This is a genomic window from Aeromonas sp. R7-2, assembly GCF_040908105.1.
In the GTDB taxonomy this organism is placed as follows: domain Bacteria; phylum Pseudomonadota; class Gammaproteobacteria; order Enterobacterales; family Aeromonadaceae; genus Aeromonas; species Aeromonas caviae.
On record NZ_JBFODC010000036.1, the window covers coordinates 335,891 to 359,442 of the forward strand.

Below are 23,552 nucleotides of genomic sequence, written 5' to 3' on the forward strand. Positions count from 1 at the left end.
CAGCTTGCATACTGGTGGGCAGTGTCGTTTGAGGGAGAGAACAATGCGGATCCTGTTGGTGGAAGATGATGTGATGCTGGGAGACGGCATGGTGGATGCCCTGCGCAGCAGCGGCTACACGGTGGACTGGCTCCAGCAGGGGATGCCGGCCCTCTCGGCTCTCAAGAGCGAGGAATTTGCCGCCCTTGTCCTGGATCTCAACCTGCCGGACATCGACGGCATCAGCCTGCTGCGCAAGTTGCGCCGGGAGGGGCAAACCCTGCCCGTGCTCATCCTGACCGCCCGTGATGCCCTGGACGACCGGGTGCTGGGGCTGGATGCAGGCTCCGACGACTACATGGTCAAACCCTTCGCCCTGCAGGAGCTCAACGCCCGGCTGCGCGCCCTGGTGCGGCGCAGCAAGGGGCAGGCCCAGGCGGTGCTGGAGTACGGGGAGCTGCAGCTCTTCCCCGCGTCACAACAGGTCACCTATCGGGGCGAGCCGGTCAAGCTCACCCCCCACGAGTACAAGCTGTTGCAGGAGCTCATCACCCAGAGCGGCCGGGTATTGAGCCGGGATCAACTGCAACAGAGCCTCTACGGCTGGGACGAGGGGGCAGAGAGCAACGCGGTGGAGGTGCACATTCACCATCTGCGCAAGAAATTCTTCCCCGAGCTCATCCGCAACATTCGCGGCGTCGGCTACATCGTGCCCCAGCTCGACGTCCAGGGCGCAAGAGGAGCCTCCGCCCCATGAGCCGTGTCCGTTCCATCCGCCGTTTTCTGCTCTCCGGCATCCTGGCCCTGGTCAGCCTCAGCCTCGCCATCAGCGGCCTTATCGGCTACCTGCAGGCCAACCACGAAATGGAAGAGCTGTTTGATGCCCGTCTCGCCCAGTCCGCCCGCATCACCAACCAGTTGCTCAGCCGCTATCTCAAGCAGAGCGGCGAGCTGCCGCGCAACGGCACCGTGTACCAGGAGTGGGTGCAGGCCGTCCCCGAGACGCCCCACATCGAGAAGGGTGGCTTCTTCCAGTTCGGCCAGGACAACGAGTTCACCCCCTATGGCCATGAATTCGAGCACAACCTCTACTTCCAGTTGCTGAGCGAGCAGGGCGCCGTGCTGCTGCGCTCGCCCAATGCCCCGGCCCAACCGTTGACCACCCTGGAGCGGGGCTTCAACAGCGAGACCAAGGATCATCACGAGTGGCGCACCTTTACCCTCTACAACGAAGGTGAACAGACCTGGCTCATCGTGGCGGAGCGGGATGACGAACGCAGCGAGCTGGCCAGCAAGATGGCCACCCTCACCATGCTGCCCCTCTTCATCACCCTGCCCTTCCTGCTCGGTCTGCTGTGGTGGCTGATCACCCGGGGACTGTCACCGCTGCACCAGCTGGCGCAAGCCATCGGCGAGCGTCATCCCGCCAACCTGAGCCCCCTCAATCTCGCCATCAAGGCCGAGGAACTGACGCCGCTGGTGGGGGAGATCAACCGGCTGATGCACGCCCTCGCTGACACCCTGGATCGGGAGAAACAGTTCACCAACGAGGCCGCCCACGAGCTGCGCACGCCCCTCGCTGTACTGCGCATCCACAGCGAGAACGCCATGACGGCCGAGGATGATCAGAGCCGGGAGCAGGCCCTGCGCAAGATGCTCTTGGCCCTCGATCGCAGCGATCGGCTGATCCGCCAGTTGCTGACCCAGGCCCGCATCGACAACCAGCAGAGCCCGGCCCTCACCGCCCTCCCTCTGCACCCCCTGTTGCAGAGCCCCCTGGCGACCCTGGCCCCCATCGCCCTGAAAAAGGATCAACAGCTGTCCCTGGAGGGCGCCGAACAGGTGCAGGTAATGGGACAGGCGATGTTGCTGGAGCTGATGTTCGGCAACCTCATCGACAATGCGCTGCGCTACACCCAGGTGGGCGGCGAGGTCGCCGTGGTGGTGAGCCAGGTGGGCAACCGGATCCGGGTGGATGTGCGGGACAACGGCCCCGGCATCCCCACCGCCGCCCTCTCCCGGTTGTGCGAGCGCTTCTTCCGGGTCAATCCCCAGCAGGGGGATGGCGTGGGCCTTGGCATGGCCATCGTTTCGCGCATCGCCCAGCTTCACGGAGCGGATCTCGACATCCACAATCGGCCTGAAGGGGGGCTCGAAGTGAGCGTGCTGCTTCCCGCCTCGCGCCAGGCATGAGGGGTCAGCCTTTGCGCACGCCATGAAAAACGGGGGCCAGGCCCCCGTTTTTCATGGCACCACCACCCTAGTCGCAGGTGGGCTGTACCGTGAAGGTCCGGCTCGAATCCACCGGTCCCAGCTCCGCCAGCAGACGGCGCCCCAGCAGCACCGGGTAGATCATCTTGCTGCGATCCCGCAGGGTGAACCACTCCTTGTAGACCTGGTCCCCGACGCAGACGGACATGGTCACCGTCGGGCGCTCCTCCATGCCGCCCGCCCCGCGCACCGTCACGCTGCGCTCCACCGGCCGCTCCACGCTCCGGCGCACCACCTTGTCGGTATTGGCATCGGTCAGCACCAGGTTGAAGCGCACCCAGGGCTTGCCATCCTTCTTGAAATGCTTCAGGTCGCGGGCATCCAGCGACGAAGTGAGGGCACCGGTATCGAGCTTCATCTTGACCGCCACCCCGTAGGGCATCAGCACCCCCTTCTCGATCCAGCCATAGCTGGTCTGGGCCGCCATCGCGCTGCCGCACAGCGCCCACATCATGGCTGCCGCCACCATTCTCTTGCCCATCTTGCTCTCTCGCCTTGTCAGTCTTGCGCCCAGATGTATCACAGCCAACTGCCGGGTCAACCGGATTCTGGCGCGCAGGGGAGCAGGCTCTGGACGCGGTGCCAACAGGCGACAATCCATGCCAGGCACGGCGCGTGAGTGGGGAATGCAGCAGGAAAACGAGGGGAGAACAGGGTGCGGGATGACGCTGGCGGCCATCCTCAGGTTGTGACGCCAAAGGCTACCACAGCGGTGCGTGAATTATCAGTCTTGTTCTGACGGGATTTTTGCCTACACTGCTGTAAACCGGAGGGCCTGAAAACCACCGGTTTTTTTGCGCCTGCCGAAAAGTTGCCACTGCAAAGTGAGCTCTCACACAAGGCTCAATAAGGAATTCGCAATGCGTATCGAAGAAGACTTGAAGCTCGGTTTCAAGGATGTCCTGTTTCGCCCCAAGCGCTCTACTCTCAAGAGCCGTTCCCAAGTCAGCCTGACTCGCCAGTTCACCTTCAAGCACACCCAGACCCGATGGCAGGGCGTGCCCGTCATCGCCGCCAACATGGATACCGTCGGCAGCTTCGCCATGGCGCGTACCCTGGCCAGCTTCGAGATGATGACGGCGGTGCACAAGCACTACAGCCTTGCGCAGTGGCAAACCTTCGTCAATGAGACCGACCCGGCCCTGCTGGGCCACGTAATGGTCTCCACCGGCACCTCGGAGGAGGACTTCACCAAGACCCGCCAGATCCTCGCGATGTCCAGCGCCCTGCGCTTCATCTGCGTGGACGTGGCCAACGGTTACTCCCAGCACTTCGTCGAGTTTCTGCGCAAGATCCGCGAGGCCTGCCCGAACCACGTCATCCTCGCTGGCAACGTGGTGACCGGCGAGATGGTGGAGGAGCTGATCCTCTCCGGCGCCGACATCGTCAAGGTGGGCATAGGCCCGGGCTCGGTCTGCACCACCCGGGTCAAGACCGGGGTCGGCTACCCGCAGCTCTCCGCCATCATCGAGTGTGCCGATGCGGCCCACGGCCTGGGTGGCCAGATCGTCGGTGACGGCGGCTGCACCTGCCCGGGGGATGTGGCCAAGGCATTTGGCGGCGGCGCCGACTTCGTGATGCTGGGGGGCATGCTGGCCGCTCACGAAGAGTGCGGCGGCGAAGTCGTCGAGGTCGATGGCGAGCCCTTCATGAAGTTCTACGGCATGAGCTCGGCCAGCGCCATGGACAAGCACGCCGGCGGTGTCGCCGAGTATCGCGCCTCCGAAGGCAAAACCGTGCTGCTGCCCTACCGCGGTCCGGTGGAGAACACGGTGCGCGACATCCTGGGCGGGGTGCGCTCCACCTGCACCTATGTGGGGGCCAGCCAGCTGAAAGAGCTCACCAAACGCACCACCTTCATCCGGGTGCGCGAGCAGGAGAACAACGTCTACGGCAAGGAGTAACCTGCCACAGACCCCGTCACGCGCTGACGGTTAGAAGCCGACCAACCGGTGTGCTACCCTGCGCACCGGTTTTTTTGCATCTGGGATCCCGCGCCATGACAAGCCCTCTCCCCCCCTTCGACTGGGACATCTTCTGCTGCGTCGTCGACAACTTCGGTGACATCGGCGTCACCTGGCGACTCGCCCGCCAGCTCAAACAGGAAGGCGCGCTCCCGGCGCAGAAGAGTGAGGTGCAGGTGCGGCTCTGGGTGGACGATCTGGCTAGCTTCGCCCGCATCTGCCCGGCGCTCGACCCCGCACAGGACGGTCAGTGGGTCGATGGCATCTATGTCCAGCACTGGCACGAGCGCCTCCCCGCCGACATGACCCCGGCCAGGGTGGTCATCGAGGCGTTTGCCTGCGAGCTGCCCGCCCCCTTTATCGAACGCATGGCCGAGCAGACCACGCCCCCCTGCTGGATCAACCTCGAATACCTCTCGGCCGAGAGCTGGGTCGAGGATTGCCATGGCCTCGCCTCGCCCCAGCAGGTCGGCAGCCGGCGCCTCGACAAGTACTTCTTCTTCCCGGGTTTCACCGCCAGAACCGGCGGCCTCTTGTGCGAGCACGGCCTCATCGTCGAGCGCGAGCGCTGGCAACAGGATGAAGCGGGACTGGCCGCCTACTGGGCCAGCCTCGGCTTGCCACCCCAACGAGAAGACGAGCTGCGGGTCAGCCTCTTTACCTACGAGAGCGAGGCGCTCAGGAGCCTGGTCGAGGGCTGGCGCCAGAGCGTCACCCCCGTCACCCTGCTGCTGCCGCTGGGGCGCTCCCTCGACGACGTGCTCATCGGCGCAGGGCTGGTAGAGGCCATTCCGACGGCCAAGGCAGGCGCGCTGCTCCAGGCGGGCAACCTCACCGTCAAGCTGCTGCCGATGACCGATCAGAGGGGCTACGATCGCCTGCTGTGGAGCTGCGATCTCAACCTGGTGCGCGGGGAGGACTCCTTCGTGCGGGCCCAGTGGGCAGGGCGCCCCTTCCTCTGGCACATCTACCAGCAGGAAGAGGATGCCCACATGGTCAAGCTGGACGGTTTTCTCGACCACTACCTCTCCCCCTTGCCAGCGCCGGCCGGTCAGTGGCTGCGCCGCTTCAACCATGCCCTCAACCGGGGGGAACACACCGGTGAACTCTGGGCACAATGGCCGCAATACGCGGCCATATGGCAGCAACATGGGCGCACCTGGCCACAGAGGCTGCTGGCGGACGGGGATCTCGTCACGAGGTTGGTGAAATTTTTAGAAAGCCGTATATAATCTGGCAGTTTTTATCCGTCCGTTTCACGAACAGGAATTTTTTACATGAAAACCGCACAGGAAATCCGCGCTGGTAACGTAGTCATGATCGGCACCGAGCCGATGGTGGTCCAGAAGGCTGAATTCAACAAATCCGGCCGTAACTCCGCCGTGGTCAAGATGAAGCTGAAGGGTCTGCTGAACGGCAGCGCCACCGAGACCGTCTTCAAGGCCGACGACAAGCTGGAAGTCGTTCAGCTGGAGCGTAAAGAGTGCACCTACTCCTACTACTCCGACCCGCTGTATGTCTTCATGGACACCGAGTACAACCAGTACGACGTCGAGAAAGACAACCTGGGTGATGCCCTGAACTACCTGGTAGACGGCATGGAAGACCTCTGCGAAGTGACTTTCTACAACGAGAAAGCCATCTCCGTAGAACTGCCGACCACCATCGTGCGTGAAGTCGAGTACACCGAGCCGGCCGCCCGTGGCGACACCTCCGGTAAAGTGACCAAGCCTGCCCGCCTGAAGGGCACCTCCTACGAGCTGGCCGTTGCCGCCTTCGTGGAGATCGGTGACAAGATCGAAATCGACACCCGTACCGGTGAATTCAAGCGTCGCGTCAACTAAGTTGACCCCTTGATGTGATTGCAAAAAAAGCGAGCCCAGGCTCGCTTTTTTATTGGCTGGCACCTCACGGCCGGCCTGATGAGAAGCCGTGCCCCTAGCGGCGATGGGCCAGTGCCCGCACCAGCCTGTCCCCCACCCCCTGTACCAGTTGCACCAGCAGCAGCAACATGACCACTGTCCCTGCCATCACCTTGTCGTCAAAGCGCTGGTAGCCGTAGCGGATCGCCAGATCCCCGAGCCCCCCGCCACCGACCACCCCCGCCATGGAGGAGAAGCCAATGAGCATCACCACCGTCAGGGTGAGCCCGGCCAGCAGCGCCGGCAAGGCCTCGGGCAGCAGCGCCTTGACGACCACGTGCCAGCCGCTGCCCCCCATGGCGAGCACGGCTTCGACGCGCCCCTTGTCCACCTCATCGAGGGCACTCTCCACCACCCGGGCAAAGAAGGGGAAGGCCCCCAGGGTAATGGGAACGATGGCGGCGGTGCTGCCCAGTGAGGTGCCGACCACCAGCCGGGTCAGGGGGATCAGGGCGATCAGGAGCACCACGAAGGGGAGCGACCGCCCGATGTTGATACCGATCCCCAGCACCATGTTGAGACGGGGCAAGGGCAGCACGCCCCCGGGACGGGTCACCACCAGCAGCACCCCGGTCGGCAGCCCCAGCAACAGGGTGAGCACGGCCGCCACTCCCACCATGTAGAGCGTTTCGAGCGACCCCTGATACATCAGTTCGAGCAAGGCATCGACACTCAGGCGACTCTGCATAAACGCACCTCCTCTGTGACTCCGTGACGCGCCATGAAACGCCGCAGGATCTCGGGATCCGGCAACAAGGCCTGCCGCACGCGGGAGTCTGGGTTGGCCAGCAGGGTGCCCAGAGCGCCGCTTTCCACCAGCTGACCCCGTTCAAGCAATGCTGCGTGATCGCAGATGGCCCTGACCACCTCCAACTCGTGGGTGATGAGCACTATGGTGATCCCGAGGCGGCGGTTGATGTCGGCAAGCAGCGCCAGCACCGACTCCGTGGTCTCCGGATCCAGGGCACTGGTCGCCTCGTCACAGAGCAAGTGGCGCGGATTGGCGGCCAGGGCGCGGGCGATGCCCACTCGCTGCTTCTGTCCCCCCGACAACTGGGAGGGAAAGGCGCGACGGTGCTCGCCAAGCCCCACCAGTTCCAACAGCTCGCTGACCCGGGCCGCCCGCTCCCGGCGCGCCACTCCGGCGATTTCCAGCGGGACCGCAACGTTCTCCTCCACGCTGCGGGCGTGCAGCAGATTGAAGTGCTGGAAAATCATGCCGGTCCCCTGACGGTGGCGGCGCAAGGCCGCCCCCTCCAGGGCCGTGATGTCGCGGCCATCGAACAGGATGCGGCCCCGGCTTGGCCGCTCCAGCAGATTGAGGCAACGAATGAGCGTGCTCTTGCCCGCGCCGCTGCGCCCGAGAATGCCGTAGATGGCTCCATCCGGTATCTCGAGCGACACTCCCTCCAGAGCGGGTTGCCCGTGCCCCGGGTACTGCTTGCCGAGCCCCTCCAGCACTATCATGACTGCCGCCCGGCCACCGGGATCACCGACCCCTTGTAGCTCTTGCGAATGAAGTCGGCGATCGCCCTGGACTCCAGATCCCGCGCCAACTGGCGGATCCGCGGATCATCCTTGAGCGCCGGGGTGGTCACCAGGATGTTGGCGTAGGGATTGTTCTGGGCGCTCTCCAGCCCCAGGGCATCGCGAGCAGGCTCCAACCCCGCCTCCAGGGCATAGTTGCCATTGATCACCGCCAGATCCACGTCGTCGAGGGAGCGCGGCAGCTGCGGCGCCTCGATCTCCAGGATCTTGAGCGCCTTGGGGTTGGTGGCGATGTCGTGCACCGTCGCCAGATCCCGCGCCGGATCTTCATGGCCGGCCTTGAGGGTGATGAGCCCCTCGTGCTGCAACAGATAGAGGGCCCGGCTCAGGTTGGTGACATTGTTGGGCAGGGCGATCACCGCCTTTTCCGGTACCTCCCTCAGGTGCTTGAACTTCTTCGAATAGATGCCAAGAGGCTCCACGTGTACGGTCGCGGCCACCACCAGCTCGGTGCCGAGCGCCTTCTCCTGATCCCGCAGGTAAGGGACGTGCTGGAAGTAGTTGGCATCCACATCACCCGCCACCAACAGGGCATTGGCATTGATGCCGCCGCTGAGCTCGATCACCTGCAGATCCAGCGAAGGGTCCTGGCGTTTCACCTCGCCGAGGATATCCGCATGGGGCAGTGGATCCGCGGCAACCCGCAGCGCCTGGGCTGCCTGGGCGGAGAGAGAGAGTCCGAGGGCCAATACCAGGCCGCTCAGGGAAAACAGTCCGTGCTTGTTCATCTTGTGCTCCTTGCCATGCAATCAATGGGTGGTTTCGCCGACCGCCAGCGCCCGGGGCGCCGGCAACAGATCGGCATGGTGGCGCAATGCCACATCAGGGTGGGAACGCAGCCGCCCCTTGAGGTAGTTCCAGCCCACCTCCCGCAGCAGCGGATTGTGCGGGTCGGTGGCAGGCCCCCTGGCTTCACGGGCCAGTGCCTCGGGCAGCGGATAGACGGGCACCACGGCGTCGAGCTGGGCCCCCAGGAAGAAGGCGATGGAGAGACGCTCCTGCCCCGGCGCCGACGGCACCACCCGGTGCACGGTCGCCCGCAGGTAGCCGTTGCTGGCGAGCTCCAGCAGCTCACCGATGTTGACCACGAAGGTGCCGGGGAGCGGGAGCGCATCGATCCAGTGATCCGGCGCCACCTCCACCTGCAGGCCGGGCTGGTCATCCTGCAGCAGGAAGCTCAGGAAGCCCGAATCCTTGTGGGGACCGACCCCCTGGGTGGCGCCCCGCTCACCGGGATAGCGGATCAGCTTGATATGTTCGTTGGGACGCTCTCCGTGCAGGGCATCGAAGGCATCTGGCGACAGTGCGAGCGCCTCGGCAAAAGCCCCGAGCAGGGTACGGGACATGCGGGTCATCTGCCCACGCCAGCGCGTCAGCACGGGTTGCAGTGTCGGCAGCGCCTCCGGCCACTGATTCGGCCCCTGCAACCGCCACCAGGGCGGGTCGCCCGCCGCGCGCGGCAAGGCAGGGCGATCGGCACCGATATCAAACTGCTCTCGCCAGTCGGGTTGACCCCGGGTCAGCTCCGCCCCCGGTCGGTTGTAGCCACGAAAATGGGGAGAGTGGATCATGGCGACCTGCTGCTTGGCCGCCAGAGGCAGCGCAAAGAAGGCCCGCGACAGCTGCTGCACCTCCTGTTGCAGCTCGGGATCGATGCCGTGGCCGGTCAGGTAGAAAAATCCCGTCTCTCTCGCGGCATCGCGCAACGATGCCAGAAAATCGGCCCGAGCGTCGGGCGAGGCATCCAGCTGCCTCAGGTCGAGGATGGGCAAGTGAACCAAGGTGCTCATGGCGATAACGCTCCCTGTCGATGGAAAGTGAGGGTGAACCTCTCGTTCTGACGAGACAGGGGGGAGAATTCTCCGCCTGCGGCCAGTGGCGACATGCCCCGGCCCCCTGTCTGTCTGCCCTTACTGAACCATGTATGGGTCACGGGATGGAACAATCAAAACCGGGAATGCTTTGCCATTTGGAACAATCCCGGGCCCGTGTTCGGCCCGCCGGTCAGACCCTCTTCGCCACCGCCGATGCCGATGTGCCCCCTTGCCCTAAAGAAACCCCCGGCGAGGCCGCTATGAGGGAGTGCTGGAGGATCCCCCATGACATTTCGCCCCTATCTGCTGCTGACCCTGCTTGCTTTTGCCGCCCACGGCGCCGGGCAGGCACCGTCAGGCGCCGCCCCGGATCCAGCCCCCCTGGTTCCCCCCGACTACTGGCAGAGCAGCGACTGGCAGGGGATACCCGACAGCACCAGGGTGGACAAGCAACAGGTACTGTTTGCAAAGCACGACAGCGACAACTACGTGGGTCTGGTCATCCTGCTGCCCGACTGGCAGCGCAGCGGCCAGCTGTGGCAACTGACCCGGGAGCTGGGGCGCCTCGGTTTCGATACCCTGCTGCTGCTCCCCTCGCCGCAGCAGACCGAGCTCGACCCCGCCGCCGAGAAGAAACAGCAGGTCATCGACGATTTTCGCAAGCAGTTTGCCTCCCGCATCAGCAAGCTGGGGGATGCCAAGCTGCAGGAGGGGGGCTTCAAGCTGCTGCTGGCCCAGGGTACCAGCGCCGCCTGGGCCGCCAACCTCATCGCCAGCGAGCAGTTGCCCGCCCCCGATGCCCTGGTGCTGCTCGACGGCTTCTTCCCCAACCAGCTGAGCAACCAGACCCTCGCCAAGCAGATAGCCCAGGGCAGCATCCCTACCCTGGATCTCTATCAGGAGGAGGGAGGACGCTGGCCCCTGCTGGCGGCCGAAGCCCGCAGAAGCGAGAGCCGCCGCAGCCACAAGCTCAACTACCGCCCCTATGCCCTGATGGACCTGGAGGAGACGCCGGGGCGCATCCAGGGCTGGCTGACGCACCTGGGCTGGATCTGAGTCCCTCCGAGGCACAGCCACCCGCCTTTTGCCTTCCCCATCGGACTTGGTCCGATGCCACCGTGCTGGTCAGCCGCCCTCCATGTTTGGCATCATGTCCGAACCAATGGCAGGAGGCTTCATGCAGCAAATCGTGTTTCTCGACAGCGACACCCTGGACACCGGCATCAATCTGCGCCGCCCCGATTTTCCCCATCACTGGCAAAGCTACCCGACCACGGCGCCGGATCAGGTGGTGGAGCGGCTCAAGTGCGCCAGCATCGCCATCATCAACAAGGTACGCATCGGGGCCGATGAACTGGCCCAGCTGCCCGAACTGCGCCTGATCGCCCTCGCCGCCACCGGCAGCGACAACCTGGATCTGGAGGCGTGCCGCGCCGCCAATGTTGCCGTGTGCAATATCCGCAACTACTCGGGCCCTTCCGTCCCCGAGCACGCCATGGCCCTGATGTTCGCCCTGTCGCGCAACCTGTTCGCCTGGCGCCAGTCCCTGCTGGAGGGGCGCTGGCAACAAAGCGGCCAGTTCTGCTTCTTCGACCACCCCATCACGGATCTGCATGGCAAGCGCCTCGGGATCATCGGCAAGGGAACCCTGGGACAGGCACTGGGACAGCGGGCCAGCGCCATCGGGATGGAGGTTTACTATGCCCAGAGCCAGGTCGGCTCCCCGGGGGATGACGACAGGCTGCCCCTGGATGCCCTGCTGCAAAGTTCGGATGTGATCAGCCTGCACTGCCCGCTCACCCCCTACACCCGCCATCTCATCGGGGAGCGGGAGTTGGCCCTGATGAAACCGGGCGCCCTGCTCATCAACGTGGGCCGTGGCGGCCTGGTGGACGAGCAGGCGCTGCTCGAAGCCCTCGGCAACGGCCGTCTGGGGGGCGCCGGCTTCGATGTGGCGAGTGTCGAGCCGCCACCTCCGGATCACCCCCTGATGCAGGCCCTGCGTTACCCCAATTTCATCCTGACTCCCCACGTGGCCTGGGCCAGCGAAGAGTCGATGCAGCGCCTCGCGGATCAGCTCATCGACAACATCAACGCCTTCTCCCTTGGCAGGCGCCAGCACCGGCTGGTGTAAGAGGCCGCTCGCCGCCCCTTACGGGCCGGCAGCGGGATCAAAAAAAGGGGCCAAAGGCCCCTTTTTGTCGATCAGCTTGCCGCGGCATCAGTCGTCATGCCATCTGTGCTTGCGGTGCTTTTTGTGTTTCTTGTGGTGCTTGTGATAGCGCCTGTCATCGTAATAGCGATCGCCGCGGCTCTCGTGACCATCCCCGGTCCTGGCGCCGATGGCGGAGCCACCGGCACCACCGATACCGGCGCCGATCAGCTGGCCCGTGCTGCCACCGACGCTCTTGCCGATGGCAGCCCCGCCCAGGGCACCGACGGCGCCGCCGAGCGCAGCTTCGTTCTTGTTGCCCCTATTGGCCGTGGCCGCACCACCGGCCGCGCCCCCCAGGGCTGCCCCCACCAGGGCGCCGGTGTCGCCACCCAGCTCCTTGCCGATCATGGTGCCCGCCACCCCGCCGGCTCCGCCGCCGAGAATGGTATTGAGGGTCTCGGATGCCTGCACCTGTCCTGTGCCCAACAGCAACGCCCCCAGCAGCGCCAGTGCGCTCATGCCAAACGGTTTCATTTTCATGGGGTACTCCTGTCAAACCTGATGATTGATTATTTTTCCCTGCACTATACAAAGCCCCCTGACCTGCGCCACTGCCGCAAGGGGCACCTCACGGCCAGCCCTCCCTGTCTCCGGTTCGCGACACGATGCAAGAAAGCAGGCTAACCACCTGAAACCACATCAAAAAAAAAGGTCACACGAGAAATCATCCCCGTCATGACCCTTTTCCCGGCCCAAAGGCCCTTTTTTGCAGCGATCACCGTCAGACAGATACTGTCACAACCTCCCCGTCAACGGGCGACGACGCCGCCAGATGCCAGCAATCCCGCCCCTGGTGCTTGCTCTCGTAGAGGCAGGCATCCGCCCGCTCGAGCAGCGTCAGGGCATCATCCGGATAGCGCGCTCCGCCAGCGCTCAGGGTGATGGCGTCGGCGAACTCCCGCCATTTCAGGGCCTTCACCCGACCGAGCAGGTGGGTCAGGCGACATTCCACCTCCGCCTGCTCCCAGGGCAGCAAGGCCGCAAATTCATCGCCCCCGATGCGGTAGACCTGCTCATCCCCCAGGGTTCTCGCCATGATGGTGGCTACCCGAAACAGCACCGCATCCCCCACACCGTGTCCCCAGCTGTCGTTGACGCGCTTGAAGTTGTCCACATCGAACAGCACCAGCCAGTAGGGCCTCCCCGCCTGCTCCAGCCCCGCCCGCTGCTGATCGAAGGCTCGCCGGTTCAGGATGCCGGTGAGAGGGTCGTGGAGCAGGGCATCCTGCCCTTGCAGCAGGCTGTTTCGCACCTGTTCTATCTCCCCCAGGCTGCCGTGCACGAACCAGGTTCGCTGACGCCGCTGGATCTCCTTTCGCGCCTCATCCTGGATGAGGCCGCTGAGCGAGCCCTGCACCAGCGCCTGCTCCTGGCGAAAGATCCGCACCAGAAACCACTGGCTGCACAGCCAGATGCAGAGCAATGCCAGGGCGGGCAGCACCACCATCAACAGGGTGTCTTGCAGGTTTTCATGAAAATGGGAGGGGGGGAGATAGACGTTGAGATCCCACTCCATCCCCTCCAGAGCGTGTTGCAGGTGGCGACCTGCCCAGAACCCGTCCAGGCCGGCCGCCTGCGTCTCCCGCTCTAGGCGGGGCGGCAACAGCGACAAATTGTGCCCCACCACCAGCTTGCCGCCCTTGCGCTCGGTGATGTAGAGGGCCACCGGATCCTCACCCACCGCCCGGTGCAACGCCCCCTGCAAGGCGCTGAACGACATGTCCACCATCAGCAGTCCAAGCAGCTGCCCCTCATGATCCTTGACCCGCTTGATGAGGGTCAGTACCTGCCGGACCGAATCGAACTCCGGGTAGGGACCGAACCAGACGAGATCATCGCCCTCGCCGGACAGGGTCTGGTACCAGGGCCGCGCCTGTGCCCGGTAGCCCTCTGGTTGCTGCCAGTCGGGATAGCCGTCGAGCCGATGGGTGCGCGCGTTGTAGAAATAGAGGAAGTGGGCGTCGTACTTGAATTGATGGGCAATGGCCCAGATGGGATTGATGGCCGATGCCCCGGCAGCGATGGCCTGCTTGTCCAGGGACGCCTCCAGTACGCCAAGCTGGCGGCGGTTGTCCTGCGCCATGTCCTGGAGCAGGGTGGCGTCGAGGGCGGCCAGCATGTGACCGTAACCCGCCACCGTCTTGTCGATGCTGCTCAGGTAGCTGGCTGCCGCCAGCAACAGGGTGGCGATCAGCACCAGCCCTCCCAGGAGAAACGACAGCGGAGTCAGTATGTAATAGCGTTCCTTGATCAGCGCCGCCGTCATGTCAATCTCTATAAAATGTCATATTGGATGAATTTTATAGATTAAAAATCTGCAAAAGATATTGATTGAAGTCATTAACATCCACTGCTAATGATAAAAAAGATATCAAGGTGTCTCACGGCCATATTCACATCCGTCATGTGAATATCCATAAAAAGTAGAAACAGTCATTACTCCTCGTTGACGGTTTATTGCCCGCAAGGTGATATAGTCGATGACTCGAGAAATCGGAGCCAGATGACCTTTGTCGGCAACGCTGGCGGTGATGATTCATCAACCAAGGAGATGTTATGAGCAGTCCGTTTATCGAACAGATCAAAGCACGTCGTACCATCTATGCCCTGGGCAACCGGGTGACCCACTCCGAGGCCCAGCTGACCGCCCTCATCAAGGATGCCGTCAAGCACAGCCCCTCTTCGTTCAACTCCCAGAGTTCCCGCGCCGTCATCCTGTTCGGCGAGCAGCACCACAAGCTGTGGGACATCGTCAAGGCGGAGCTCAAGAAGATAGTGCCGCCGGAGGCCTATCCCCAGAGTGAAGCCAAGATCAACGGCAGCTTCCGCGCCGGGGCTGGCACCGTGCTCTTCTTCGAAGACACCGCCGTCATCGAGGATCTTCAGCAGAAATTCGCTCTCTATGCCGACAACTTCCCCATCTGGTCCGAACATGCCACCGGGATCGCCCAGTTCGCGGTCTGGACCACCCTGGCCCAGGAGGGCATCGGCGCCTCCCTGCAACACTACAACCCGCTCATCGACGATGCGGTGCGCAAGGAGTGGGACCTGCCCGCCAGCTGGCTGCTTCGTGCCCAGATGCCTTTTGGCAGCATAGAGCAACCTGCCGGCGACAAGACCTTCATCGACGACGACGTGCGTTTCCGGGTCTTCAAGTAAGCCTTCACGCCCCCTCCACCAGGGGGCGTTTTCTTCTCTCCCCCTCGTTCACCCTTGTCACGTGCCAGCCATACTCTGAACAAACCCCCTCTTGTCAGGAGGTCCCCATGGGGGACATCGCACGCCAACGTACCTCATGCACATTGACGCCCTTGTCCGCTCTGTTGTGTGTCGCCGCCCTGGTACTGCTGTTCTCGCTGATCGGCATCTTCACCCGCCCCCCCAACCTGCTGGCGGCCTTCTGGCCTGCCAATGCGGTCCTGCTCGGCTGCATGGTGCGCTATCCACGCCTGGCCACCCCGGCGGGCTGGGCCGGCGGCATACTGGGCTTTTTTCTCGCCGCCCTCTTCACCGGCGAGCCCCTGTTCAAAACCATCCTGCTGACCTGCGGCAACCTGGCCGGCATCGGCGTCGGGTATCTGCTGATGCATCGGCTCGCGCCTGCCGACAAGCTCCTCAGGCGCCCCACCTCCCTCGTGCTCCTGCTGCGAAACACCCTGGCCGCCTCCCTCGCCGCCGGCGTGGTCGGCGCCATCATCAATCCCATCCTGTCTCTGGGCCCCCCGCTCTACGGGCTGGGCTTCTGGTTTGCCAGCGAGCTGGTGAACTACATGACCATACTGCCGGTGCTCCTGACACTGCCTCCCCATGACAGCGTGCCCCCCTGGCGCACCCTCCTTTACCGCACCGAGTTCTCCTGGACCAGATTGATGCCGCTGCTGAGCCTGGTGGCCTCCCTGCTGCTCACCCTGCTCGTCGAGGGGCCGGGATCCATCGCCTTCCCGGTACCGGCGCTGCTCTGGTGCGCCGTCACCTACTCCGTCTTCGCCACCAGCCTGCTGACCCTGAGTTACAGCACCCTGATCCTGATCGCCCTCTCAAACGGCCACCTCGTCATCAATCACGATGTCCAGACCCAGTACTGGATGTTCTCCGTCCGGATAGGGGTCATGTTGATCGCACTCACCCCCCTGACCGCCGCCAGCATCATGGCGGCCCGCAACAGCCTGCTGCGGGAGATGAGACACCTGGCCCACCACGATCACCTGACCGGTGCGCTGAACCGGGCCGGCTTCTGGTCGGCCGCCAACGAACTGCTCCAGCACCTCACGGTGCAGCGCTACCCTGTGGCGATCTGCATGCTGGACATCGATCATTTCAAACGCATCAATGATCGTCACGGCCACGAAGAGGGTGACAACCAGTTGAGCAACTTCGCGGCCCGGGTGCGCGACCAGCTTCGACCGGGGGATCTCTTCTGTCGCCTGGGGGGAGAGGAGTTCGTGGCCATCTGGCCCGGCCTCAGCGAGGAGCAGGCCATGGCGGTAGCCGAGCGGCTGCGAAAAATCGTCGCGCAGCCAGGGGAAGAAAAGGGAGCCGAGCCCGCCGTCTGCATCACGGTCAGCATCGGTATCGCCTCCCAGAGAGAGGGCCCCTTCAATCTGGACGAGCTGCTCTCTCGCGCCGATCAGGCGCTCTATCTGGCCAAGCACAATGGCCGCAACCGGGTGGAACGCTATTCGGCTGAGCAGGCTTCCCCCAGCATCGGGCAATCTTGCGGCGCCTGAATGGCGTGCCCCTTGTCGTCATCATCCTGCCTCTGCCGGCAGCGGGGCGGGCAGATGAAGATGGAGCCCGTCCGGTGCCACCTCGATCTCGATCCCGCGCCAGTCCCGCAGCCAGCCCTTGAGCCTGTCGTCATACCGCCTTGTTCCCCCCATCTGCACCACCTGGCAACCCGCCTGCAGGGCGCTGGCGATGCCCGCTGGTGCATCCTCGAACACCAGGCAATCGGCCGGAGCCAGTCCCAACCGGCTGGCAGCCAGCAAATAAGGCTCGGGATCCGGCTTGCCCCGTACCACATCCCCGGCGCACACCAGGAGACGGGGCAGCGGCAATCCGGCGTGCAGCAGCCGGTGCTCTGCCACCCTCCGGCTTGCGGAAGTCACCAGCGCCCAGCGCGTCGGCGGCAGCTGTTCGAGCCGTCGCCGGGCACCGTCCAGGGGCATCGGCGCCGCAGCGTATTCCATCTCCAGATCGTCGAGCAGGGCCACCTCCACTGCCATGTCCAGCTGGGGAGCCAGGGCCCCTATCACCTCCCGTGAGCGCACGCCGTGACACATGGCGAGCACGGGAGCGGGATCCAGCCCATGGTGCTGACACCAGCGCCGCCACACGACTTCCACGTCGCCGGTGGAGTGGACCAGGGTCCCGTCCATGTCCAGCAGCAGGGCCGCGGCCTTCACGCGCACCGCGCTCACAGGGCTCTCCCCGCCAGCGCATCGGCAAAGACCTGCCGCTGGGCTGCGGCCTCGTAACAGGCGAGCGCCTGCTCCGCATTGCTGGCCCACACCGGCAAGGGGGCGACGACGAACCCCTGCTGCAACAGGCTGGTCAGCAGCTCCCCGGTCTCCGGTGCGGCCAGCGGCTGAGCCATCACCAGGCTCCCCTTGATCAAAAACAGATAGCGTTCGCTCGACATGACATGACTCCTTGTGGCTGAACAGCGGGCAAGCAGGCCCGTTTCGAGACCATTAGAACAAGGAGATTAGATAATTTATAATCAATAAATCGCCACATTGGATAACCAAATGGAATGAGATTCGACCTGAGACAATTGCAGGCCTTCGTCATGCTGGCCGAGAGTGCCAACTACCGGGAAGCGGCCAGCCGGCTTTTTGTGACGCAACCGGCCCTGACCAAGCAGATCCAGGGGCTGGAGCAGGCCCTCGGCAGCACCCTGTTCAACCGGGGCCGCCACGGGGCCGAGCTGACCGCCATCGGCCTCCAGTTGCTGCCCCAGGCCAGGGCTCTGGTGGATCACGGCAAGGGATTCGAGCGGCATGCCCTGGCGTTGGCAAGCGGTGCCGCCGGACGCCTCAACATCGGGTTCGGGCTCTCCAGCTTCGCACTGGCCCCCTCCCTGGTGGCCCGTTTCAAACAGCAGGCCCCCGACGTGCTGGTCCACCTGCGGGACACCACCTCCGCCATCCAGCAGGAACACTTGCTGGCGGGTCGGCTGCAACTGGGCTTCATGCGACGGCCTGATGCGCCGCAGCTGAGGGAACACAGGTTGCTGACGGACAGACTGGTGCTGGCCGTCCCCACCCAGGTGGCAGGGCCGGACTTCGACCTGGAGCGGGCGCTGATCCGCGATCCCTTGCTGCAGATGGTGGGCCATCGCTGCCCGGGTCTCAGCCAGCAGATCGCCCGCTTTCTCGGCGCCAACCGGCTGACCGGTCTCATCCAGGAGGCGGAAGACATCCAGACCCTGGTGGCCCTGGTGGCCGCCGGTATCGGCAACGCCATCCTGCCGCGCAGCGTAGGGTTCATCGCGGGCAAGGAGGTGACCCTCTACCCTCTCTCCGGCCCCTGGTCGGAATGGGAAATCAGCCTGGTGTGGAACCCGGAATTTGCCGATCCCATTCGGGATCGCTTCCTCGCCATGGTGAGAGAAACGCACCCCGAGCCCGCATGAGATGCATGAGATGCATGAGATGCCTGCAGGAGAGGATGGCCGGGCTCAGTCCCGTTCCGCCAGCTCCGCGACCTTGATGATCTCGGCAATGCGACCGAGCATGCGCAGGGAAGCCTGGTGTTCTGCGGCATCCGCCGCCGCGCAGGCATCTTCCAGGATGGTGATGGCGTAGTCCCGATCGTGACCATCTCGCACCGCCCCCTGAATGGCCCAGCTGGTGCTCACGCCGCACACATAGAGATGCTCGATGCGATTGGCCCGTAGCGCCGGCTCCAGCGCCGTGCCGTAGAAGGGGCTGACCCTGGGTTTGGTCAGCACCAGATCCCCGGGTTGCACATCGAGCTCCGGGTGAAAGTCGGTGCCGCTGTCGGCCAGGGAGAGGGCCCCGAACTGCCGGGCACGGCCAAACATGGGGGAGCCCTTGGGTTGCAGCAGATAGCCCTCGTCAAACCCCACCTTGATGAGCACCACCAGCCAGCCGTGAGCGCGGGCATGAGCCAGCGCTTGGTTGGCGTGCGCAATGGCGTCCTGCTCGATCACCTGGGCCGCCGAGGCGGCGATGCGCCCGTCCGGGTGGGCGATGTCGTTGATGAAATCGATCACCAGCAATGCCTTGTTCATGGTGTGCTCCCCCCTTGCCTGAGGCCGTTTTGCCCCTGCGCCGCCAGGATCACTCCTCGCGGCCATATAAAAAACCGGCTGGCACCATCACACGGATTGATATGCACCCGATTGGCACCTGGCAGTGCCACGCACTGCCTCATACCAGCCCAAGCGCATAGCGTAGCGCCATCTCCTTGAGGGGGCCCGCCTTGTCCGCCAGATTCAGCGCCAGGTTGCGGGCAAGCCTGAGGGGGCCTATCTCGTTGCTGAAGACCCCGTAGAAGAGATCCATCCCCGACTGCATCAGCAGGTTGTCAGGGCGGCGTCGCCCCTCGTAACGCCCGGCCAGCGCCAGCTCATGCCACTGTGCCCCCGCCTTGCCGAGCAACCCGGCCCAGCAGGCCACGTCCTTGAAACCGAGGTTGACCCCCTGCCCCGCCAGCGGGTTGATGGTGTGGGCCGCATCCCCGAGCAGCACCACTCGCCCGGCGTGATAGTCGTTGGCGTGGCGGCGCACCAGGGGGAAGCTCCCCTTGGCCGTCACGGTGAAACCGCCAAGGCGGCTCGGGAAGTGGCGGCGCACCTCGACGGCCAGGGCCTCGTTGCTCATGGCGGCCAGCGCCCGGATGCGGGCCGGGCTGTCATACCAGACCAGGGAGCCATGGCGGCCCGGCAGCGGCAGGAAGGCGCGCGGGCCGCTCGGGGTGAACTGCTGCCAGGTGATGTCTTCCTGGGCAAAATCGGTGTCGATGTTGATCAGCATGCAGTGCTGGCGGTACTCGAAACGCGACACCCCGATGCCGGCCAATCGCCGGGTGTGGGATTCGGCACCGTCGCAGGCCAGCACCCAGTGCGCCTGCAGCTCGGTGCCGTCATCCAGGGTCAGCACCGCGTCATCCGCACTCTGGCGCAGGCTCGTCACCGCCGCCGGGGTATGGGTCTGGATGGTCGGGAAATCCTCCATCCTTTTCAGGAGCGCGAGCTGGATCAGCCGGTTTTCGATGATGTAGCCGAGCTGGGGCAGCCCGAGATCCACCGCGTCGAAGCGGGTAGCGAAGCCGTCCAGCTCCCAGGTCTCCAGCCGGCGATAGGGGCACAGCCGCATCTGCTGCAGATATTGCCAGGCACCGGCCCGGGTCAGCAGCGCCACCGAGGCCTGACTGATGGCGGAAACCCGCAGATCCAGCGGCTGCTCGGGGGCATAGGGCTCGGGCAACCGGGTCTCGATGACCCGTACCGAGAGCCCCTCTGCCGCCAGCAGGCAGGCGGTGGCGGCGCCCACCATGCCGGCGCCGACGATGGCGATATCACACTGTTCCATAACTTGATTCCTGCAAGGAGTCCCCGCGATAAGGGGCAAGGGCCGAACCGAATGGGGCATGATAACGCAAGGAGGCGGCAGAAACAGTGAGGGGGATGCGCAATTGCCGACGACAAGCCGGCCCTGATGGCGACGGGCGGCCCCAGACTGGTCAGCACCGGGATTGCGGAGTAAAATGGCCGGTCCTTTGACCCTGCCGATTTCAAAACCAGTCACGAGAAGCAATGAGCAAGAAACTTCATATCAAGACCTGGGGCTGCCAGATGAACGAGTACGACTCGTCCAAGATGGCGGACCTGCTGGATGCCAGCAATGGCTACACGCTTACCGAGGAGCCGGAAGAGGCAGATGTGCTGCTGCTCAACACTTGTTCCATCCGCGAGAAGGCCCAGGAGAAGGTGTTCCACCAGCTCGGTCGCTGGAAGAAGCTCAAGGCGAAAAAACCGGGGCTGGTGATCGGGGTGGGCGGCTGCGTCGCCTCCCAGGAAGGGGAGAACCTGCGCAGCCGGGCGCCCTATGTGGACATCGTCTTCGGACCCCAGACCCTGCACCGCCTGCCGACCATGATCAAGCAGGTGCAGGAGGGGCGCGGTGCCCAGGTGGACATCGCCTTCCCCGAAATCGAGAAGTTCGACAACCTGCCCGAACCCCGTGCCGAGGGGGCGACCGCCTTCGTTTCCATCATGGAAGGCTGCTCCAAGTACTGCTCCTTCTGCGTGGTGCCCTACACCCGTGGCGAGGAGGTGAGCCGGCCACTGGATGACGTGCTCTATGAAATCGCCCAGCTCGCCCAGCAAGGGGTGCGCGAAGTGAACCTGCTCGGCCAGAACGTCAACGCCTACCGGGGGCCGACCTTCGACGGGGAGGTCTGCACCTTCGCCGAGCTGCTGCGCCTGGTGGCTGCCATCGACGGCATCGACCGCATTCGCTACACCACCAGCCACCCGGTCGAGTTCACCGACGACATCATCGAGGTCTATCGTGATACCCCCGAGGTGGTCAGCTTCCTGCACTTGCCCATCCAGAGCGGCTCGGATCGCATCCTGACCATGATGAAGCGCCCGCACACCGTGCTGGAGTACAAGTCCAAGATCCGCCGCCTGCGCGCCGTGCGTCCCGACATCACCATGAGCTCCGACTTCATCGTCGGCTTCCCGAACGAGACGGACGAAGACTTCGAGGCCACCATGAAACTCATCGAGGAGATCAACTTCGACATGAGCTTCAGCTTCATCTACAGCCCGCGCCCCGGCACCCCGGCCGCGGACCTGCCGGACGACGTCGACATGGAAGTGAAGAAGGCCCGCCTGACCCGACTGCAAAACCGCATCAATCACCAGTCCATGCTCATAGGCCGCGCCATGTTGGGCTCGGTGCAGCGCATCCTGGTGGAGGGGCCCTCCAAGATGGATCCCATGCAGCTCAGTGGCCGCACCGAGAACAACCGGGTGGTCAACTTCGAAGGGCCGCACCGCCTCATCGGCGGCTTCGCCGACGTGGAGATCACCGACGTACGCCCCTACTCCCTGCGCGGCCGCTTCATCCGCGGCGAGGACGAAATGAACCTGCGCATCGCCACGGCCCCGAGCGAGATCCTCGCCCGTCGTCCTGACAACGTGCCCGATGATCTGGGCGTTGCGGCCTTCAGACCCCATTGATGACTCTCTCCCCCGCCCCGTGGCGGGGGAACAACCGATAAGAGGACACCTTGAGCCGACACATCTCCACCCTGAATCTGCATCTGGAACCCGCCGACAACCAGCGCCTCGCCAGCCTGTGCGGACCCTTTGACGACAACCTCAAGCAGCTGGAGCGACGTCTCGGCATCGAGATAAGCTACCGGGACAACCACTTCCAAGTGATCGGCAAGCAGGCCCAGGTGGAGGCGGCTGCCGTCATCCTCAAGCACCTCTATGTGGAAACCCAGCCCCTCAAGGGGAGCAAGGTGAGTGACATCACCCCCGAGATGGTGCACCTGGCGGTGCAGGAGTCCCGCGTGCTGGAGCAGGACGACGAACCCGCCCCTTCCCTGCCGTATGGCAAGGAGGTCACGGTCAAGACCAAGCGCGGTCTCATCAAGCCCCGCAGCCCGAACCAGGCCCAGTACATCGCCAATATCGTGCGCCACGACATCAGCTTCGGCATCGGGCCCGCCGGGACCGGCAAGACCTATCTCGCCGTGGCCGCCGCCGTGGATGCCCTGGAGCGCCAGGAGATCCGCCGCATCCTGCTGACCCGCCCGGCGGTGGAAGCCGGTGAGAAGCTCGGCTTCTTGCCCGGCGATCTTTCCCAGAAGGTGGACCCCTACCTGCGCCCCCTCTACGACGCCCTGTTCGAGATGCTGGGCTTCGAACGGGTGGAGAAGCTGATGGAGCGCAACGTCATCGAGGTGGCGCCGCTCGCCTACATGCGAGGCAGAACCTTGAATGACGCCTTTATCATCTTGGACGAGGCCCAGAACACCACCACGGAGCAGATGAAGATGTTCCTGACCCGCATCGGCTTTAACTCCAAGGCGGTGGTGACCGGCGACATCACCCAGGTAGACTTGCCTCGCAGCACCAAATCCGGTCTGCGCCACGCCCTGGAGGTGTTGCAGGGGGTCGATGGCCTCTCCTTCAACTTCTTCGAGTCCAAGGACGTGGTGCGCCATCCCGTGGTGGCCCGCATCGTGCAGGCCTACGAGGCATTCGATGCCCAGCAGGCGGCCGAGAAGAGCGCAGCCACTCCCCGCAACGAGAACACCAGCAAAGAGAGTGCCCAATGAGCGTGACCCTGGATCTGCAACTGGCCTGCGCCAGCCCGGACGGCCTGCCGACCGAGGCCCAGCTGCAATGCTGGCTCGATGGCACCATTCTGGGCTTCCAGCCCGAGGCCGAGGTGACGGTACGTCTGGTGGACGAGGCGGAGAGCCGCGAGCTCAACCACACCTATCGCGGCAAGGACAAGCCCACCAACGTGCTCTCCTTCCCCTTCGAGGCGCCACCGGGTCTCGAGCTGCCCCTGCTCGGGGATCTGGTGATCTGCCGCCAGGTGGTCGAGGCCGAAGCCGTCGAACAGGGCAAGCCCCTGATGGCCCACTGGGCTCACATGGTTGTGCATGGCAGTCTGCATCTGCTAGGTTATGACCATATCGAGGACGAGGAAGCCGAGGAGATGGAGCTGCTCGAGCGCGACATCATGCAGGAACTGGGCTTCGCCGATCCTTATCTGAACGACGAAGTGTAACGAACCGGATGGTCATCGTCTTGAAACAGCCGATGCCCATCCTCATATAG

General features: G+C 64.2%; 24 protein-coding genes. 13 read left to right on the forward strand and 11 right to left on the reverse strand.

What is annotated here, in order from left to right:
- The first annotated feature begins 43 nt into the window (after positions 1-43).
- Both AB5Y47_RS16935 and AB5Y47_RS16940 read left to right on the forward strand, forming a co-directional pair.
- Complete coding sequence (locus AB5Y47_RS16935; protein WP_041215642.1) at positions 44-736, forward strand: response regulator; 693 nt, start codon at positions 44-46, stop codon at positions 734-736.
- Positions 733-2,172: an ATP-binding protein gene (locus AB5Y47_RS16940; protein WP_049636556.1), complete on the forward strand. Its 1,440-nt coding sequence runs from the start codon at positions 733-735 to the stop codon at positions 2,170-2,172. The genes AB5Y47_RS16935 and AB5Y47_RS16940 overlap by 4 nt, the downstream gene beginning before the upstream one ends.
- A gap of 67 nt (positions 2,173-2,239) precedes the next feature.
- On the opposite strand, the gene AB5Y47_RS16945 is transcribed toward AB5Y47_RS16940, so the two are convergent.
- On the reverse strand, positions 2,240-2,719 hold the full coding sequence (locus AB5Y47_RS16945; RefSeq protein WP_041212542.1) for an ATP-dependent zinc protease: 480 nt from the start codon (positions 2,717-2,719) through the stop codon (positions 2,240-2,242).
- Between the two features lie 391 nt (positions 2,720-3,110).
- On the opposite strand from AB5Y47_RS16945, the gene AB5Y47_RS16950 reads away from it, so the two are divergent.
- The 3 genes from AB5Y47_RS16950 (at position 3,111) to efp (ending at position 6,058) form a co-directional block, all read left to right on the forward strand.
- The gene (locus tag AB5Y47_RS16950) at positions 3,111-4,154 is read left to right on the forward strand and encodes a GMP reductase (protein WP_049636557.1); all 1,044 of its coding nucleotides are present in this window, start codon (positions 3,111-3,113) and stop codon (positions 4,152-4,154) included.
- A gap of 95 nt (positions 4,155-4,249) precedes the next feature.
- Positions 4,250-5,446 carry an elongation factor P maturation arginine rhamnosyltransferase EarP gene (gene earP, locus AB5Y47_RS16955; RefSeq protein ID WP_049636558.1) on the forward strand — a complete coding sequence of 399 codons (1,197 nt, stop codon included), beginning with the start codon at positions 4,250-4,252 and terminating at the stop codon, positions 5,444-5,446.
- Between the two features lie 45 nt (positions 5,447-5,491).
- Positions 5,492-6,058, forward strand: a complete 567-nt coding sequence (gene efp / locus AB5Y47_RS16960; protein ID WP_010673788.1) for an elongation factor P — start codon at positions 5,492-5,494, stop codon at positions 6,056-6,058.
- 94 nt (positions 6,059-6,152) lie between these two features.
- On the opposite strand, the gene AB5Y47_RS16965 is transcribed toward efp, so the two are convergent.
- From AB5Y47_RS16965 to AB5Y47_RS16980, 4 genes are read right to left on the reverse strand one after another with little or no spacing between them, the layout of a single operon-like run.
- Positions 6,153-6,824, reverse strand: a complete 672-nt coding sequence (locus tag AB5Y47_RS16965) for a methionine ABC transporter permease (RefSeq protein ID WP_368220415.1) — start codon at positions 6,822-6,824, stop codon at positions 6,153-6,155.
- Positions 6,809-7,603, reverse strand: a complete 795-nt coding sequence (locus AB5Y47_RS16970; protein ID WP_010673786.1) for a methionine ABC transporter ATP-binding protein — start codon at positions 7,601-7,603, stop codon at positions 6,809-6,811. The genes AB5Y47_RS16965 and AB5Y47_RS16970 overlap by 16 nt, the downstream gene beginning before the upstream one ends.
- Positions 7,600-8,412, reverse strand: a complete 813-nt coding sequence (locus tag AB5Y47_RS16975; protein WP_010673785.1) for a MetQ/NlpA family ABC transporter substrate-binding protein — start codon at positions 8,410-8,412, stop codon at positions 7,600-7,602. Before AB5Y47_RS16975 ends, AB5Y47_RS16970 begins: the two co-directional genes overlap by 4 nt.
- A 21-nt stretch (positions 8,413-8,433) precedes the next feature.
- On the reverse strand, positions 8,434-9,474 hold the full coding sequence (locus AB5Y47_RS16980) for an isopenicillin N synthase family oxygenase (RefSeq protein WP_039041093.1): 1,041 nt from the start codon (positions 9,472-9,474) through the stop codon (positions 8,434-8,436).
- 309 nt (positions 9,475-9,783) lie between these two features.
- On the opposite strand from AB5Y47_RS16980, the gene AB5Y47_RS16985 reads away from it, so the two are divergent.
- Entirely contained in the window at positions 9,784-10,554 is a 771-nt protein-coding gene (locus AB5Y47_RS16985) for a DUF3530 family protein (RefSeq protein ID WP_039041094.1), read from the forward strand.
- 121 nt (positions 10,555-10,675) lie between these two features.
- The gene (locus tag AB5Y47_RS16990; protein WP_323901932.1) at positions 10,676-11,632 is read left to right on the forward strand and encodes a D-2-hydroxyacid dehydrogenase; all 957 of its coding nucleotides are present in this window, start codon (positions 10,676-10,678) and stop codon (positions 11,630-11,632) included.
- 87 nt (positions 11,633-11,719) lie between these two features.
- Here the strand turns inward: AB5Y47_RS16990 and AB5Y47_RS16995 are convergent, their stop codons facing one another.
- Both AB5Y47_RS16995 and AB5Y47_RS17000 read right to left on the reverse strand, forming a co-directional pair.
- Positions 11,720-12,193 (reverse strand): YMGG-like glycine zipper-containing protein, encoded by a 474-nt coding sequence (locus AB5Y47_RS16995; RefSeq protein WP_039041096.1) that lies wholly within the window; start codon positions 12,191-12,193, stop codon positions 11,720-11,722.
- Between the two features lie 241 nt (positions 12,194-12,434).
- Positions 12,435-13,979: a diguanylate cyclase gene (locus AB5Y47_RS17000; protein ID WP_319873025.1), complete on the reverse strand. Its 1,545-nt coding sequence runs from the start codon at positions 13,977-13,979 to the stop codon at positions 12,435-12,437.
- A 290-nt stretch (positions 13,980-14,269) separates the two neighbouring features.
- Between AB5Y47_RS17000 and AB5Y47_RS17005 the strand changes: the two genes are divergently transcribed.
- Both AB5Y47_RS17005 and AB5Y47_RS17010 read left to right on the forward strand, forming a co-directional pair.
- Positions 14,270-14,872, forward strand: coding sequence for a nitroreductase family protein (locus tag AB5Y47_RS17005; RefSeq protein ID WP_010673779.1), 603 nt, complete (start codon positions 14,270-14,272; stop codon positions 14,870-14,872).
- Between the two features lie 107 nt (positions 14,873-14,979).
- Positions 14,980-16,440: a diguanylate cyclase gene (locus tag AB5Y47_RS17010; RefSeq protein ID WP_368220416.1), complete on the forward strand. Its 1,461-nt coding sequence runs from the start codon at positions 14,980-14,982 to the stop codon at positions 16,438-16,440.
- Between the two features lie 21 nt (positions 16,441-16,461).
- On the opposite strand, the gene AB5Y47_RS17015 is transcribed toward AB5Y47_RS17010, so the two are convergent.
- Together AB5Y47_RS17015 and AB5Y47_RS17020 are read right to left on the reverse strand one after the other, a co-directional pair.
- The gene (locus tag AB5Y47_RS17015; protein ID WP_041215649.1) at positions 16,462-17,133 is read right to left on the reverse strand and encodes an HAD-IA family hydrolase; all 672 of its coding nucleotides are present in this window, start codon (positions 17,131-17,133) and stop codon (positions 16,462-16,464) included.
- Positions 17,130-17,354: a hypothetical protein gene (locus tag AB5Y47_RS17020; protein WP_010673776.1), complete on the reverse strand. Its 225-nt coding sequence runs from the start codon at positions 17,352-17,354 to the stop codon at positions 17,130-17,132. The genes AB5Y47_RS17015 and AB5Y47_RS17020 overlap by 4 nt, the downstream gene beginning before the upstream one ends.
- Before the next feature lie 114 nt (positions 17,355-17,468).
- Between AB5Y47_RS17020 and AB5Y47_RS17025 the strand changes: the two genes are divergently transcribed.
- Positions 17,469-18,350, forward strand: a complete 882-nt coding sequence (locus AB5Y47_RS17025) for a LysR family transcriptional regulator (RefSeq protein WP_039041099.1) — start codon at positions 17,469-17,471, stop codon at positions 18,348-18,350.
- A gap of 45 nt (positions 18,351-18,395) precedes the next feature.
- Here the strand turns inward: AB5Y47_RS17025 and AB5Y47_RS17030 are convergent, their stop codons facing one another.
- Both AB5Y47_RS17030 and AB5Y47_RS17035 read right to left on the reverse strand, forming a co-directional pair.
- On the reverse strand, positions 18,396-18,971 hold the full coding sequence (locus tag AB5Y47_RS17030; protein WP_042014506.1) for a cysteine hydrolase family protein: 576 nt from the start codon (positions 18,969-18,971) through the stop codon (positions 18,396-18,398).
- 139 nt (positions 18,972-19,110) lie between these two features.
- The gene (locus tag AB5Y47_RS17035; RefSeq protein ID WP_368220418.1) at positions 19,111-20,274 is read right to left on the reverse strand and encodes an FAD-dependent monooxygenase; all 1,164 of its coding nucleotides are present in this window, start codon (positions 20,272-20,274) and stop codon (positions 19,111-19,113) included.
- 224 nt (positions 20,275-20,498) lie between these two features.
- On the opposite strand from AB5Y47_RS17035, the gene miaB reads away from it, so the two are divergent.
- From miaB to ybeY, 3 genes are read left to right on the forward strand one after another with little or no spacing between them, the layout of a single operon-like run.
- A complete protein-coding gene (gene miaB, locus AB5Y47_RS17040) occupies positions 20,499-21,932 on the forward strand; it encodes a tRNA (N6-isopentenyl adenosine(37)-C2)-methylthiotransferase MiaB (RefSeq protein WP_010673772.1) in 1,434 nt (477 codons plus the stop codon).
- Between the two features lie 50 nt (positions 21,933-21,982).
- Positions 21,983-23,041, forward strand: coding sequence for a PhoH family protein (locus AB5Y47_RS17045; RefSeq protein WP_010673771.1), 1,059 nt, complete (start codon positions 21,983-21,985; stop codon positions 23,039-23,041).
- Positions 23,038-23,502 (forward strand): rRNA maturation RNase YbeY, encoded by a 465-nt coding sequence (gene ybeY, locus AB5Y47_RS17050; protein ID WP_043153196.1) that lies wholly within the window; start codon positions 23,038-23,040, stop codon positions 23,500-23,502. Before AB5Y47_RS17045 ends, ybeY begins: the two co-directional genes overlap by 4 nt.
- Positions 23,503-23,552: the final 50 nt, after the last annotated feature.

Excerpts from the sequence above, each read along its gene's own strand:
- AB5Y47_RS16975 (WP_010673785.1), bottom strand. The coding sequence starts at position 8,412 with ATGAACAAGCACGGACTGTTTTCCCTGAGCGGCCTGGTATTGGCCCTC.
- AB5Y47_RS16950 (WP_049636557.1), top strand. The coding sequence starts at position 3,111 with ATGCGTATCGAAGAAGACTTGAAGCTCGGTTTCAAGGATGTCCTGTTT.
- AB5Y47_RS16970 (WP_010673786.1), bottom strand. The coding sequence starts at position 7,603 with ATGATAGTGCTGGAGGGGCTCGGCAAGCAGTACCCGGGGCACGGGCAA.
- AB5Y47_RS16940 (WP_049636556.1), top strand. The coding sequence starts at position 733 with ATGAGCCGTGTCCGTTCCATCCGCCGTTTTCTGCTCTCCGGCATCCTG.
- AB5Y47_RS17035 (WP_368220418.1), bottom strand. The coding sequence starts at position 20,274 with ATGGAACAGTGTGATATCGCCATCGTCGGCGCCGGCATGGTGGGCGCC.
- AB5Y47_RS17030 (WP_042014506.1), bottom strand. The coding sequence starts at position 18,971 with ATGAACAAGGCATTGCTGGTGATCGATTTCATCAACGACATCGCCCAC.
- AB5Y47_RS16945 (WP_041212542.1), bottom strand. The coding sequence starts at position 2,719 with ATGGTGGCGGCAGCCATGATGTGGGCGCTGTGCGGCAGCGCGATGGCG.
- AB5Y47_RS16965 (WP_368220415.1), bottom strand. The coding sequence starts at position 6,824 with ATGCAGAGTCGCCTGAGTGTCGATGCCTTGCTCGAACTGATGTATCAG.
- AB5Y47_RS17010 (WP_368220416.1), top strand. The coding sequence starts at position 14,980 with ATGGGGGACATCGCACGCCAACGTACCTCATGCACATTGACGCCCTTG.
- ybeY (WP_043153196.1), top strand. The coding sequence starts at position 23,038 with ATGAGCGTGACCCTGGATCTGCAACTGGCCTGCGCCAGCCCGGACGGC.
- AB5Y47_RS16990 (WP_323901932.1), top strand. The coding sequence starts at position 10,676 with ATGCAGCAAATCGTGTTTCTCGACAGCGACACCCTGGACACCGGCATC.
- AB5Y47_RS16995 (WP_039041096.1), bottom strand. The coding sequence starts at position 12,193 with ATGAAAATGAAACCGTTTGGCATGAGCGCACTGGCGCTGCTGGGGGCG.
- AB5Y47_RS17025 (WP_039041099.1), top strand. The coding sequence starts at position 17,469 with ATGAGATTCGACCTGAGACAATTGCAGGCCTTCGTCATGCTGGCCGAG.
- AB5Y47_RS16980 (WP_039041093.1), bottom strand. The coding sequence starts at position 9,474 with ATGAGCACCTTGGTTCACTTGCCCATCCTCGACCTGAGGCAGCTGGAT.
- AB5Y47_RS16985 (WP_039041094.1), top strand. The coding sequence starts at position 9,784 with ATGACATTTCGCCCCTATCTGCTGCTGACCCTGCTTGCTTTTGCCGCC.
- earP (WP_049636558.1), top strand. The coding sequence starts at position 4,250 with ATGACAAGCCCTCTCCCCCCCTTCGACTGGGACATCTTCTGCTGCGTC.
- AB5Y47_RS17000 (WP_319873025.1), bottom strand. The coding sequence starts at position 13,979 with ATGACGGCGGCGCTGATCAAGGAACGCTATTACATACTGACTCCGCTG.
- miaB (WP_010673772.1), top strand. The coding sequence starts at position 20,499 with ATGAGCAAGAAACTTCATATCAAGACCTGGGGCTGCCAGATGAACGAG.
- efp (WP_010673788.1), top strand. The coding sequence starts at position 5,492 with ATGAAAACCGCACAGGAAATCCGCGCTGGTAACGTAGTCATGATCGGC.
- AB5Y47_RS16935 (WP_041215642.1), top strand. The coding sequence starts at position 44 with ATGCGGATCCTGTTGGTGGAAGATGATGTGATGCTGGGAGACGGCATG.
- AB5Y47_RS17005 (WP_010673779.1), top strand. The coding sequence starts at position 14,270 with ATGAGCAGTCCGTTTATCGAACAGATCAAAGCACGTCGTACCATCTAT.
- AB5Y47_RS17020 (WP_010673776.1), bottom strand. The coding sequence starts at position 17,354 with ATGTCGAGCGAACGCTATCTGTTTTTGATCAAGGGGAGCCTGGTGATG.